Genomic DNA, 14,192 nt, shown 5'->3' with positions numbered 1-14,192 from the left:
GAAAGACTCCACTGGATTGACTCTCTACGTGGTGCGGCAATAATACTAGTAATTCACTTGCATGTAGTTAATAAAGTCTATCAGATAGCTCCTGATGCTGATAAGTTTCTAGAAAATTTTACAGATATTGTAGCTCCTCTAAGAATGCCATTGTTAGTGTTTTTATCAGGTCTATTTGTAAGTTATTCAACCTCAAAAGGCTTTTTTGGTTTTTTCAAAGGTAAAGTCCAGAACATATTATACCCTTACCTAATTTGGACAGTAATAACTTTCTATCAAATGCATTTTGTGAGTCAGTTATCAGGAGATGTATTTAATAAATCACTTCTAGAAACATTTGCATTTCCAATATTACATATGTGGTTCCTTTATAATTTACTTCTTTACTTTATAGTTATCTATTTCTTAAATAAAGTTAGCTATACCTTACCCGTAATCTTGAGTCTTATAGTTTATATAATATTATTTTTTTATGACATAACAAATTTTCAACTAAATAAGTTCGTTTCATTATTTTTTTCTTCTCTTTAGGCTCATATTTAGGACAAGATATAAACCGTCTAACTAAAAATATTTATAATGTTAATATAATTGTACTAATAGTATTTGGTACGATCGGGGTGTTTTCAACATTAGAAAATCTATTATTATATAATGGTAGTTCTTATACTTTTCATTACTCTATTTCATGTTTATTGCTTATACCTATTATTTCAAGGCTCTTTATATCATCAGGTAATATAAGACTTCTAGAGTATATAGGAAAAAACTCATTGGTTATCTACCTAGTTCATCTTCCTATAGCCAACATACTTTCACTTATTTTTAATTCGGGGGTTGCCGATAACTACATAATGATATATGTAACAATGATGATTTTAACAATATTGTTTAGCTTATTAATGTTACATCTAAGTAATAATCGAAAGCTATTTTCAGCTCTTTTTACTTTACCTCAAAGGTATCAATAATAATAAATATTATACTATAGTGAGCAGCTAATCAGCTACCATCCATTGGATGAATTAAGACATGGCATAGATTGTGCTTAATAATAGTATAATTATCTAGAGCTTAATATATCATGACCATTTCCTACGGCCAGTCTGGCTTTACTCTTATTGAGATAATGGTGGTTATCACTATTATAGTAGTTCTAGCAGCGTTTGCGATACCTCAGTATCAGATTTACATTGGTAAAACGCAAGCAAGCTATGAGGGTAGTAAATGAGGTAGGGCAACTGCGGTTGTCGGTCGAAGAGTGCTTACAAACAGGTAGAACTGTTATTGGGCTAGATACAGATGAGTGTGATCCAAGAGCATCGGCTTCTAATTTAGTAGTAGGTGGTTCACAAGTGGGCGTAGTTTTACCTAATAATACAGGTGTGGTACAGTGACAAACCCTTTAACCCTTACTACTAGTATTACTGTGATCGTATCCAATCAAGTTAACCCAAAACTGGCCGGTAAAAAATAGAATGGTTGCGTACCAGTAGCGGAGCGTGGAGCTGTAGTAGTAATATTGAAGCATTATATCTACCAAACTCGTGTGTCTATAATAATAGCCTATAATTATTTGTTTAATGAAAAGGCTAACGTATTCTCTAATCAATAAAAAACCACCTAATAGTATATCGCTATTAGGTGGTTTTTTATTGGCTCAATATATAGATACTTTAGGAAGAGGATTACCTCTCTAAATATTGAATCTTACCTTCTACGCCATCCCACTTCGCCGCTTCTGGCATTTGTTCTTTCATTTCAGTAATGTTTGGCCATTTTTGTGCTAACTCTTCATTTAGCTGGGTAAATATTTCTTGATCTTTAGGTACTTCATCTTCTGAGAAGATCGCATTGGCAGGACATTCAGGCTCGCATAGCGCGCAGTCGATGCACTCATCAGGGTCGATGACGAGGAAGTTTGGGCCTTCATAAAAGCAGTCCACAGGACAGACTTCTACACAGTCGGTGTATTTGCAAAGAATGCAGTTATCTGTAACGACAAAGGTCATAGTGAGGTCTACCTGTTATTGGATTGGCTGATATAGTCAATTCACTTTAAAAGAATTATTGTGTCAGCCTTGCCTGAAGTATTATTTATACCTCTGCGCTCAGCTGCATTGGAATTCTTTTAAATTAAATCAACTACAAGGGCTACATAGAATAGTTGGAAAATAAAACGTATTTTAGCGCCTTTACTACGCTTTGACAATTCCCTTTAATGACTAATGATTTTCTTCAAATGATAAAGTAAATCATGCGCTTGCTTAGGTGTTAAGCTATCAGGGTCGATCATACTCAGCTCGTCTTGCAAGCTAAATAGCTGATTTTGTTTTGGATTATTCAACATGTTTGGCGCTTGAGTAGTATGAGTTATTTCTTGATTTAGAGTAGCATCATTATAACTTTCATGCCGTTCATCCTTTACTGACTTAGCTAATTCATTTTTATCATCAATAGTTTTTGCTTTATCTACGGTTAAATGGTCTAACTGTAAGTTGTCTGCTAAATAGCGCTTAGCATTCTCTAGTACTTGAGTGGGAATGCCTGCCATTTTTGCAACATGTAACCCAAAGCTAGAGCTTGCTGCACCTTTTTTAATTTGATGAAGTAGTAGCAATTGACCATCAACTTCACTGGCTGCGACATGAACGTTACGGATATTAGTATGGTGATTGCCAGTACCCTTCGTCAATTGGGTCAGCTCAAAATAATGAGTGGCAAATAATGTCAGGCAGCCAATCTCAGTTAGGCGATTGACACAGGCATGGGCAATGGCTAAACCGTCAGTGGTGGCAGTACCGCGTCCGACTTCATCCATTAATACCAGTGATTTATTGGTTGCTTGATTTAAGATGTTAGCCGTCTCAATCATCTCTACCATAAAAGTTGATTTACCACCAGCCAAATCATCAGCTGAACCAATACGGGTAAAGATACGATCGATATCACCAATATGAGCACTGGCTGCTGGTACAAAGCTTCCACAATGAGCGAGCAGTACAATTAGTGCGGTCTGGCGCATATAGGTCGATTTACCACCCATATTAGGGCCAGTAATAAGAAGCAGCCTTTCAGGATGTCCCTCATTAGCATTGGAGCTACCTAGCACGCAGTCATTGGCAACAAAGTGGTTTGTACTTAAGGAATGACTACTCCTATTGTTCGCATTCGTTTGATTTAATGCCACTTCAACCACAACGTGACGACCTTGACGAATATCAATGTTGGTTTTGTTTTTAACCATTGATTCGCTTTGGTCTTCTGCATGCAGACCCATGATTGGACGTTGCCAGTTATACATCATGGCAAGTTGGGCCCAATTGCTTAGCACATCTAACTGGGCGATAGCCGCGCTAAGCTGCTGTAGATCAGCCAAGTGTTGGTTTAGTTGAGTGAGCAGCTCTTGATACAGCTGCTTTTCACGCGCCAATGCTAAGGACTGGGCACTTAGATATTCTGTCTCGACTTCCTTTAGCTCATCAGTGATAAAACGCTCACTACTTTTGAGTGTTTGCCGACGGATAAAGTGGGCTGGGGCATTCTTCGCCTGCATTTTGGGCAATTCAAAATAGAAGCCACTGACTTTATTAAAGCCGACTTTTAGACTTGGTAGTTGGTTGTCTTGACGGGCACGTTCGACCATCTCGTCTAGCGTCGCTTGGATATTGTCATGCAAATGGATAAGGCGATCAAACTCTTCATCAAAGCCCGCCGCCAGCATTCCACCATCACGGGTATGAGCGGGTGGCTCTATGACAATAGCACGCTCGATTAACTCAGCGACGAATTGAACAGCAGGTAGTTGCGCTGGCAATTGCTGCATCAGCATTGGTAACAGGCCAGCGTCTTCATGGCTGATACCCGATGCTGTCAATAGAGTAGTAAGCTGAGCGCTACTAGCGATACCATCGGCGAGCTTACGTAAGTCACGAGGCTTAGCGCTCATGAGCCCGATTCGACTGCTGATTCGCTCAATATCGCCAATAGTATTCAGCGTTTCTCGTAAACGTGTCACCAGTGAGCCATTTTCCAAGTCTTGGTTTGACTCAATTGAGTCACTCTTTGGGGCTAGCAAACAAGTTATCGCATCTAGACGCATATTGATACGTGAATGCTGCCGCAGTGGACGCTTCATTTGCTGCACAAGTAAGCGCTTGCCCATCGGCGTTTGACAGTAATTTAGCACAGATATTAAAGAAGTGCCGTTGCTACTAACAGAGGTAAATAGCTCAAGGTTTTGCTGGCTATTGGCATCGATAATTAAGTAGTCATCACTATACTCGACGATGAGTTGGTTGACTTGAGGTACGTGGCGTTGCTGAGTCTGACGCGCATAGTGAATCAACGCGGCACAGCTTGATTGAGCCAATGGAGCTTCATGAATACCTAACCCGTCGAGACGCTGGACTTCGAACTGCTGACAAAGCGTGTCACTGGCATGCTCACGATGAAAATCATTGGCAGCGACTTCTATAATAGGGCAGTCCAGATTTTGTCGTAACCACAGTAGCCACTCTGTATCAGTGCCGCCAATACTATCGCTGAGTGATTCACTAATGATACATTCACTGGGCGCAAAACGCGCCAATACAGTAAGCATTTGAGTTTGCAAACTATCGATATCGTTTTTATCTGCTATCAGTGTCTGGGTAGTCAGTGTACCAGCGGCCAAATCCATTTGGCTAACGGCTGCTTGTAAGGTCTGGCTATTGTCTTGCGTTTTTACAACTGCAATATCGATAGCGACCACAGTCGGCGTATGATTGGGCCCAATCAATGCGTCATCAGTAATAGTGCCTGCAGTAAGCGTCTTAACCACTTCACGTCGCATGATGCTACCAGCAGCAGATTTGCTTTTGTCTTTCTTCTGCTTGTCGCCCATCGCAGGAGTGTTGGATTTATTGCTAGCATTGCCAGTTGACGATTCGTCAATTTGTTCACATACAACCACCGTCTGACCAGCAGCGATCAATCGTGCCATATAGCTATCAGCTGCATGAAAGGGCACGCCAGCCATTGCGATTGTATTACCTGCTTTATCCGTACCACGGCGCGTTAATGTGATATCTAATATTTGCGCCGCACGCTTAGCATCGTCAAAGAACAGCTCATAAAAGTCACCCATCCGGTACAGAAGCAATGCTTGTGGATAGTTGGCTTTCATGGTTAGATATTGCACCATCATTGGCGTATGGTCTGCTAGGTTATAGACGGCATCGCCTATGTTTAAGCAGTCAGAGTTCTCTTGTTTTGGTAAGGGTTTTTCTGATGAGTTAGGATTGGACGACTGATTTTTTACAGATGGCTTTACGGTCATGCAGAGTCTCTTATAGTGCTTTAATGAATGGTAATAAATAGTTTTTGATGGGAGCGTTAAAGGGTCGTTTTTCTTATGTATGAGCTTGATATATCGCTTTGGCTTTATCAATACGGCAGTCACTTGTAGATAAATGGCTCAACAATAAATATTGAGCTAATATGCAGCGATAGCAAGGTATAAGAATCAAACTACGACAAATAAAAAAGTCGCTAAAAAAGCTAAGAAATTTAAGAAAGTATTCGCTATTTTAACACGTCATACTGGGTTTTTACCGTGGTAAATATCCACTCGTTGCCCTTGTATCCATCAGCGCCATAACCATATATAATGACGGCACACTTAATTGGGCGATACTAAATTAGGTAGTACTTAGTCGAATGAGGACAAGGCCGTGAGCTAAGCTTTGGCTAATGCGTACTAATTATCGAATATTCCATAGGTCAAAAAATTATGTTATCAAAGATTATAGGCGGTGTGGTTGGCACCAAAAATGACCGCGAATTAAAACGCATGCGTAAAGTGGTCAGCAAGATCAACGCACGAGAGGCTGAAATTCAAGCCCTGTCTGATGAGCAATTACAACAAAAAACCGAAGAGTTTAAAGCTCGTCATCAAAAAGGCGAGAGCTTAGATGCATTGTTGCCAGAGGCATTTGCTGTCTGCCGCGAAGCATCATTACGTGTCAACAATATGCGTCACTATGATGTGCAGCTGATCGGTGGTCTCACCCTACACGAAGGTAAAATCGCTGAGATGAAAACTGGTGAAGGTAAAACCCTGATGGGAACCTTGGCCATGTATCTAAACGCTATCAGTGGTAAAGGGGTTCACCTAGTTACGGTAAATGACTATTTGGCCGCGCGTGATGCTGAGCTAAACCGTCCGCTGTTCGGGTTCTTGGGCATGACCGTTGGTGTGATTTACTCACAGCAGCCGCCGCAAGAAAAGATCGAAGCTTATCAAGCCGATATTACCTATGGTACCAATAACGAATACGGCTTTGACTATCTGCGCGATAACATGGTCTTTAGTCTTGCTGAGAAAAAGCAACGCCCGCTAAACTTCTGTATTATCGATGAAATTGACTCAATCTTGATTGATGAGGCTCGTACACCGCTCATTATCTCAGGGCAAGCCGAAGATTCTTCGCGCATGTACGCGCTGATTAATACGATTATTCCTGTGTTGATCCGCTCAAAAGACGAAGAAGCAAATAAGAACAATGAAGACGAAGATTTCTGGATCGATGAAAAAAATCGCCAAATTGAGATTAGCGAAAAAGGCTATGAAAAAATTGAGCGCTTCTTAATTGAAGTGGGCGAACTTGGTGAAAACGAAAGCTTATATAGCCCAAGTCGTCTACCATTGTTGGCGCATGTTCAAGCAGCGATTCGTGCCCACCATGTATTTGTCAAAAACGTTCACTATATTGTGGATGAAGGCGAAGTCATCATCGTTGATGAAAACACAGGCCGTACCATGCCTGGTCGTCGTTGGTCAGAAGGCTTACATCAAGCAGTAGAAGCCAAAGAAAACGTCGAAATTCAGGCAGAGAACCAAACGCTCGCCACAACGACTTTCCAGAATTACTTCCGTCTGTATGAAAAGTTGTCTGGTATGACAGGTACAGCTGATACTGAAGCTTCCGAGTTCAAATCTACTTATGACCTAGATGTCATTGTTATTCCAACGCATGAGCCAATTGCTCGTATCGATATGGATGACCAGATTTTCTTGACTAAGTTAGGTAAATATAAAGGTATCATTCGCGAGATCAAAGAAATTCAAGCCAAAGGTGCGCCAGTACTGGTCGGTACAGCGACGATTGAAGCCAGTGAAGAGTTGTCTTATTTGCTCGACCAAGAAGGCGTGAAACACAATGTCTTGAATGCTAAGCAGCATGAGCGTGAGGCAGAAATCATCGCCCAAGCGGGTAGTCCAACATCAGTCACTATTGCGACTAATATGGCCGGTCGTGGTACGGATATTATCCTTGGCGGTAACTGGCAGTCGTTTATCGAAGATATCGACGCGGTCAGTCCAGAAGAGATGCAGCGCCTAAAGGATCAATGGCAAGTCAAGCATGACAAAGTGGTTGAAGCTGGTGGCTTGCATATTATTGGTTCTGAGCGCCATGAATCACGCCGTATTGATAACCAGCTGCGTGGTCGTGCCGGTCGTCAAGGCGATCCTGGTATGTCGCGCTTTTTCTTATCGCTCGAAGATGACTTAATGCGTATCTTCGCAGGCGATCGCGTGGTCAATATGATGCGTGCGATGGGTCTCAAAGAAGACGAAGCCATTGAACATAAAATGGTATCCAAATCGATTGAAAACGCGCAAGGCAAAGTTGAGAGTCGCGATTTTGACGCTCGTAAAAACCTACTGAAATACGATGATGTGGCCAATGAGCAGCGTAAAGTGATCTATGGTCAGCGTGATGATCTATTAGCAGAGATGGATTTATTAGAAGCCATCGAGGTGATGCATCACGAAGTATATAACGCGATGATCAATCAGTTTATTCCACCTGGCTCTATTGATGATCAGTGGAATATTGACGGATTAGAAGACGAATTAGAAGACGAGTTCAAAATCTCAATGCCAATTAACGATTGGTTGGATGAAGATCGTCGTCTAGATGAAGAAGGCCTGCGTGAAAAAATCGTTCAAACGGCGATAGATCGCTATCACAGTCGCCGTGAGCAAATGGGTGAAAAGGATGCCGCCCAACTTGAGCGTCATTTCATGCTACAGAGTCTAGATAAGCATTGGAAAGAGCACTTAACGCAGATGGACCAGCTACGTAAAGGTATTCATTTGCGTGGTTATGCACAAAAAAACCCTGAACAAGAATATAAGCGTGAGTCGTTTGAACTGTTCCAAATGATGCTTGGTGCGATTAAGTCTGAGACCGTACAAGACTTGTCACGTGTGCATATTCCAACTAAGGAGGAGCTAGAAGCATTAGAAGCTCAGCAACGTGAGAACGCTGCCCATATGCAAATGCAGTTTGAGCATGACGATGTAGATAATTTAGACAGTGGAGCAAGTAACTCAGCTGCACAGCCGCAACCTCAAAATCGTTCTGTAGCTAGCGCAGCAGCAGCGGCTTCAGTAGCAGGTAGCACAGCCGGTGAGCCAAACCCATACGCAGGTATGAATATTAGCCGCAATGCGCCTTGTCCTTGTGGTTCAGGTCTCAAATACAAGCAGTGTCATGGTAAAATATAGTCACTAATCATGGCAAGATGATAGCTATGTACTAAAAAAGTTCTTGTTTGAAGAAGCCCTTATCTAAAATAGATGGGGGCTTTTTTATATCTGCTAGTTAATTTATCCAATGTTAAAATTTGCTAGACTAAGACCCACAAACACTTTGTATTGATTACTTACAAATTCAACATAGGCGTGAATTTATGGACACGCTATAGTGATTAACATATTTATTTGGGAGAGTGTTATGAGTGTAGAATTCTTAAAAAAAGTACGCAGCTCAGTAGTTTTAACAAGTTTGTTGGCTGGCGCCTTGACGGTTAGTGCCTGTCAAGAGCAACCAGAGCCAGAAGCGGGTATGGAAGGCGTCAATACAGAAGAGTCTGTTCCAATGTCAGCGGAGCCTGCTGAACCTAATGATGTCGTCGTCGATACCGAAGACGCTTCGCTTAATGAGGTAGAAGGTGATACGACCGCTTCAGTAAACAGCGGCGTCATGCAGATGTCGTATCTATGTACACCCGAACTAAAAATTGAGGCGACTTATAAAGAAGATACCAACCAAGTTGTTGTCGCAACTGATATGGGCACAGTCACTTTGAATCAGACCAATGAAGGTAGTAATCCTGAAGCGTTTGAAGTGGCAACCGCAATTGATGGCGGTCAAGGCTTCACACAATGGCGTGTAGGGCACGAAGATCGTAAAACTGGCGTTATGCGTACCGCTGGTGCAGATGAGTCAAATGTTAATACATTCGAGTGTAATGAAGTTTCATAACTGGTCTGCAATACCTTGTCTGCAATAATTGGCAAATAGTAAGTGTAAAAAAAGCAACGCTAAGCTAGCGTTGCTTTTTTATTTTTCCGAATAGTCTTTATTAATATAAGCTTGTAGTGACTAAGCTATAAGCGCTTATTTTAACTCTGTCTTATCAGAGCCACGAGCTAGCAGACCTTCTTCCACTACGTCTAACTCTTCATGCTTGAGCTCCACTTGAATACTATCAGTATGTATATGGGTGCTTTTGTTTATTTCGATATCTTGAATAGCATAAGTGTCTTTGGTAATAGTGGCTACCTGACGTGATAGTACGATTTCAATGGGTTCATCGCCCACTTCTATTTGTTTACCATTAATAGTAACCACAGCTTTGCTGTCAAGCGATGGCTCTACATGGCGTAGAATATCTTTTTCATCATAGTTGCCAGATAGCAGGTCTTGACTCTCCGCATCGTGATAGTCGGTGCGTACAGTAATATACTCTTCTATCAGCTCGATAGGTACATCGATGGTTTTGGTACGAGCATGTTTGGTAACAGTAACTTTACCAACATCTAAACGCTCTTTGTTAATAACAGGTCGTTCTTCTAATAATTCAAGATGACCAACGTTGACGGTATTCTTAATATCGCCTGCTTCCTTCCTTCCTTCTACACTACTATCACCTGTATGATCTAAATTATCTCTGTATAGGCTACCATTATTATCAGTAATTTTATTGTCGTTAGTAGACATAAGTATTTCCTTATTATATAGGCATCATGGATTATAAATTTTTAAAGCTATCTATACGGTTTAAGATACTAAATATAGTGACCGTTTATCAGTATGAATCATGCAACAAAATGCATTCAGTCACGTTAAAAAATACCGATCAATAAAAAAGACCAGAGAGAGTCTCCGGTCCTTTTATCAGATAGCAGTATTTCACTATCTTTTATCTAGTACGTCATCAAGTTACGTTGCTTCAATAGATTACATACCACGAGCATGTCGTACATCATCTGCTGTAATGCCATCACGATCTACCAAATTGCCTTCACGATCAACCACGTTACCATCGTTATCTACATCTAGCTCTTCACGCTGAATGGTTTCAACCAAAGTTTCGGTGTGATGTTCAGTTGTTTTTCCAACGCTCACTTCTTCAGCAACATAGGTGTCTTTATTTACACGAGCACGTTCAGCTTCTAGCTCTACTTCGACAGTTTCGTTATCGCCTAAATCACCAATACGGCGCTCTGTTGGACGATCTACAGTTGTACGCTGAATATTCGCATGTTCTTCTTCCAGGTCTACATTAACGTTACGCTCTTCAGTAACCACATGTTTGCCTACTTTTACCAAACCAGCAACAATACGGTCTTTATTCACAGTAAGTCGCTCTTCTAGTAGCTCCAACGTGTTTGGCGCTTCATATGCGTTGTCTGTGATATCCATACGCTCTTCAACTGGTAAAGCATCTGCAGTAAAAGCTTGTTGATCCTTCTCATACTGCTCTTTATAGCTGTACTGGTAATCATGATCGTATACATCCATAGCTTCTACTTGTGTTTTGGTTAAGCTATCAAAGAATACATCGTCTCCTACAATACGTGCTAGACCAGCTGGTACCAACACCTCTTTTGAACTAAACCAACCACCAGCATCGACAATCAAATAACGGATACGCCCAGTAGTGTCTTCTACTAATGCACCTTCAATTTTACCGATTTTTTCTTCATTGATACCATAGGCTGTTTTGTGTGTTGGATCATAATAATCATCACCAATGAGTTCTTGGTGAGTTGCTTGAATGTCTTTTAAACGGATTAGTTGACTCATTATTGTATTCCTTATTCGCGAGTTTATTTTTATAATTTAATAGTTAATGTCGTTATTAATTTCGTGCAAAGTAATATGTACTACAGTTAACGGTGGACCAAGTAAATAGCTTCCCTATCAACTTGTAACTACTCTATCATCGTGATTTTTGATGAGATATAGGAGCAAGGTAGCAAAGTGTGCACTTGCCGTAATGGCATGTAAGAGGCTGTAAACGGTATAACAGAATCAAGGGTGCAAATTAACGTCAGCTTACAATTTGCAATATTTTCTATGTATTTCAAGTAGATAAATATAAAAAACCGCTTGGTCTGATACCAAGCGGTTTTAGAAAGTATTCAATTAAATTATTTAGACGGACTGTAGTCTGATGATTAGATGCTTATCTAAGCCTGCGCTATTAAAGCAGTTCGATAGCTACTGCCACCGCTTCACCGCCGCCAATACATAGCGTGGCAATACCTTTTTTACCGCCAGTACGCTTTAGAGAGTTGATAAGCGTAATAAGGATACGAGCACCTGAACAGCCTACTGGATGACCAAGCGCGCAGGCACCGCCTTCGATATTGACTTTAGCATGGTCAATTTTCAGCTCGTCCATTGCAGCCATGGTAACCATCGCAAAGGCTTCATTGATTTCCCATAAATCTACGTCTTCTACTGACCAACCAGCACCTGCTAATACTTTTTCAATGGCACCGATTGGCGCAATAGTGAATTCGCTCGGATGACGAGAGTTTGAGGCAGTAGCGACGATGCGAGCTTGGTAATCAAGACCTTCAGCTTTTGCTTGTGACTCTTTCATAACCACGACAGCTGCAGCACCGTCTGAGATTGAGCTAGCGTTTGCGGCGGTAATGGTACCGTCTTTAGCAAATGCTGGGCGCAGCGTAGGAATACGATCAGCGTTAGCAAGGGCAGGCTGCTCATCGGTATCGACAGTTTGCTCACCTTTGCGAGTTTTAAACGTGACAGGTTCGATTTCATCTTTGAAATGATTGTCTTTGATAGCAGTTAAAGCGCGATTCAGCGATTCAATAGCAAACTCATCCATCTGCTCACGTGTATAACCTTTTTCATCTGCCATTTCTTGAGCAAACATGCCCATAAGCTTACCAGTATCGGCATCTTCTAGACCGTCCAAGAACATATGGTCTTTAACTTCTTTGTGGCCCATACGGTAGCCACCACGTGATCCTGGCATAATGTATGGTGCATTGGTCATTGATTCCATACCACCTGCAACAGCGACGTTGAAGCTGCCCGCTTTGATACCATCATGCGCTTGCATGACTGCTTTTAGGCCTGAGCCACAAAGCTTATTGATCGTAACAGCACCAGTTGCATCCGGTAGACCTGCTTTACGCATAGCTTGACGCGCCGGGCCTTGACCTAGACCTGCAGTCAGGATACAGCCCATAATGACTTCATCAATGCTGTCAGCACTAACACCTGAACGTTTAACAGCCGCTTTAATAGCAGCGCCGCCCAGCTCGGTAGCACTCATGTCTTTTAGTGCGCCTTGAAAGCCACCCATTGGTGTACGTGCACCGTTTAAGATTACAATTGCATCATTTGACATCGTTATTATTCCCTGTTGTGTTTTTTGATTAAGTATCTACCCAAGAAATCAGATGCCAATTGGCTAGCTTCTGTTTATATTATAAGCATCTGTCTTCTTCAGTGTTTGGTTTATGCTAGCTCATCTAATCGTATGCGTACCACTTTATCAGTAATGGTTTCTAATTTTTCAATTTTTTCGATAGCAAGATTCATCTGACTCTCGACCACAGGTAGCGTCAGAATAATCACAGGTACCTGACCTACTTTATGTGCAGGCTTTTGCAAGATGGCATCGATATTGATACCAGCATCACTTAGGATGCGAGTAATATCTGCCAGTACACCTGGGCTATCATAAGCATGCACCCGCAAATAATATCCAGTCACCATCTGATCAGCACGTAATATAGGCGTGTCTGATAGCTGTTCAGGAATAAATGCTAAATGCGGAACATGATGACCATGGTTATTTTGATCGCTGTTACTCTGATCGTTGCTGTCTTTGCTACCGAGTACACGAATCAAGTCCATGACATCAGCCATCACTGCAGAGGCTGTCGCACCAGCACCGGCACCATCGCCGCAATAGAGCGTTTGCCCAAGTGGGTGTGAGTTGACCAGTACGGCATTTTTCACACCATTGACGTTAGCCAGTAGCGCATCTTGCGGGATAAGTGTCGGGTGTACCCGTAATTCAACACCTGCGTCACCAGCTTTTTCACTATCTCGGCGTACGGCAAACCCTAAATGTTTGATGCGGTAGCCAAGTTCTTCAGCGTAGTTTACATCTTGTAGGGTAATACCAGTGATACCTTCACAGTATACTTTGTCAAACTGTAGTGGAATACCAAAGGCGATAGAGGCGAGTAGTGCTAATTTATGAGCAGCATCGATACCTTCAACATCAAAAGTAGGATCCGCTTCTGCATAACCTAACTCTTGCGCTTCGCTTAATACATCGGCAAAAGGACGACCCTTGTCACGCATTTCTGTCATGATAAAGTTGCCAGTACCATTGATGATGCCAGCGAGCCAGTCGATTTTGTTGGCAGCAAGTGCTTCACGCATCACTTTGATGATTGGAATGCCACCTGCCACCGCTGCTTCATAAGCGACGTGTACATTATTCTCTTCAGCGAAGGCAAAAATTTCATTACCATGTTCAGCAAGCAAAGCTTTGTTTGCCGTGACTACATGCTTGCCGTTTTTGATAGCCTGCATAATGACGTCTTTTGCTAAGGTAGTACCACCAATCACTTCGATAACAATATCGACGTTATCGCTTGCGGCAATTGCCATCAGATCGCTGTTTTGCATGATATTGGCATCAATATCATCACGCTGACGACGCGTACCCACTTCGGTAATAATAATGTCGCGTCCGCTACGGCGTTTTAGCTCATTTAAATTGTCGTTGATCAGATTGATCACGCCCGTTCCGACGGTGCCCAGACCAAGTATCGCTAGTTTGATGGAATTACTCAC

At 41.8% G+C, this 14,192-nt stretch carries 13 protein-coding genes; 7 read left to right on the top strand and 6 right to left on the bottom strand.

The features are described from left to right. The 5 genes from ACT3QR_RS09155 to ACT3QR_RS09135 form a co-directional block, all read left to right on the top strand. On the top strand, window positions 1-531 hold a 531-nt coding region (locus tag ACT3QR_RS09155), incomplete at its 5' end, for an acyltransferase family protein (RefSeq protein WP_444521038.1). Next, window positions 510-971, top strand: coding sequence for an acyltransferase family protein (locus tag ACT3QR_RS09150; protein WP_444521046.1), 462 nt, complete (start codon window positions 510-512; stop codon window positions 969-971). The genes ACT3QR_RS09155 and ACT3QR_RS09150, both read left to right, overlap by 22 nt. 113 nt (window positions 972-1,084) lie before the next feature. Then, a complete protein-coding gene (locus ACT3QR_RS09145; protein ID WP_444521037.1) occupies window positions 1,085-1,231 on the top strand; it encodes a prepilin-type N-terminal cleavage/methylation domain-containing protein in 147 nt (48 codons plus the stop codon). Further along, window positions 1,215-1,397: a hypothetical protein gene (locus tag ACT3QR_RS09140; protein ID WP_444521036.1), complete on the top strand. Its 183-nt coding sequence runs from the start codon at window positions 1,215-1,217 to the stop codon at window positions 1,395-1,397. The genes ACT3QR_RS09145 and ACT3QR_RS09140 overlap by 17 nt, the downstream gene beginning before the upstream one ends. Window positions 1,398-1,482: 85 nt before the next feature. Further along, entirely contained in the window at window positions 1,483-1,572 is a 90-nt protein-coding gene (locus ACT3QR_RS09135; protein WP_444521035.1) for a hypothetical protein, read from the top strand. A 116-nt stretch (window positions 1,573-1,688) separates the two neighbouring features. Here the strand turns inward: ACT3QR_RS09135 and fdxA are convergent, their stop codons facing one another. Both fdxA and mutS read right to left on the bottom strand, forming a co-directional pair. Further along, window positions 1,689-2,012 carry a ferredoxin FdxA gene (gene fdxA, locus ACT3QR_RS09130; protein WP_444521034.1) on the bottom strand — a complete coding sequence of 108 codons (324 nt, stop codon included), beginning with the start codon at window positions 2,010-2,012 and terminating at the stop codon, window positions 1,689-1,691. A gap of 206 nt (window positions 2,013-2,218) precedes the next feature. After that, window positions 2,219-5,320: a DNA mismatch repair protein MutS gene (gene mutS / locus ACT3QR_RS09125; protein ID WP_444521033.1), complete on the bottom strand. Its 3,102-nt coding sequence runs from the start codon at window positions 5,318-5,320 to the stop codon at window positions 2,219-2,221. A gap of 453 nt (window positions 5,321-5,773) precedes the next feature. Here mutS and secA point away from each other — a divergent pair, with 453 nt between their 5' ends. After that, entirely contained in the window at window positions 5,774-8,557 is a 2,784-nt protein-coding gene (gene secA / locus ACT3QR_RS09120; protein WP_444521032.1) for a preprotein translocase subunit SecA, read from the top strand. Between the two features lie 229 nt (window positions 8,558-8,786). Next, window positions 8,787-9,317: a hypothetical protein gene (locus ACT3QR_RS09115; RefSeq protein ID WP_444521031.1), complete on the top strand. Its 531-nt coding sequence runs from the start codon at window positions 8,787-8,789 to the stop codon at window positions 9,315-9,317. 135 nt (window positions 9,318-9,452) lie between these two features. Here the strand turns inward: ACT3QR_RS09115 and ACT3QR_RS09110 are convergent, their stop codons facing one another. The 4 genes from ACT3QR_RS09110 to ACT3QR_RS09095 form a co-directional block, all read right to left on the bottom strand. After that, window positions 9,453-10,055 (bottom strand): YsnF/AvaK domain-containing protein, encoded by a 603-nt coding sequence (locus tag ACT3QR_RS09110; protein WP_444521030.1) that lies wholly within the window; start codon window positions 10,053-10,055, stop codon window positions 9,453-9,455. A 240-nt stretch (window positions 10,056-10,295) separates the two neighbouring features. Continuing rightward, window positions 10,296-11,144, bottom strand: coding sequence for a DUF2382 domain-containing protein (locus ACT3QR_RS09105; protein ID WP_444521029.1), 849 nt, complete (start codon window positions 11,142-11,144; stop codon window positions 10,296-10,298). A 400-nt stretch (window positions 11,145-11,544) separates the two neighbouring features. Continuing rightward, entirely contained in the window at window positions 11,545-12,726 is a 1,182-nt protein-coding gene (locus tag ACT3QR_RS09100) for a thiolase family protein (RefSeq protein WP_444521028.1), read from the bottom strand. Window positions 12,727-12,836: 110 nt separating this feature from the next. Beyond that, entirely contained in the window at window positions 12,837-14,192 is a 1,356-nt protein-coding gene (locus ACT3QR_RS09095; RefSeq protein WP_444521027.1) for a homoserine dehydrogenase, read from the bottom strand.

The organism is Psychrobacter sp. AOP7-B1-25 (genome assembly GCF_052376195.1).
In the GTDB taxonomy this organism is placed as follows: Bacteria; Pseudomonadota; Gammaproteobacteria; order Pseudomonadales; family Moraxellaceae; genus Psychrobacter.
This window is presented reverse-complemented; position numbering and strand designations above follow the sequence as displayed.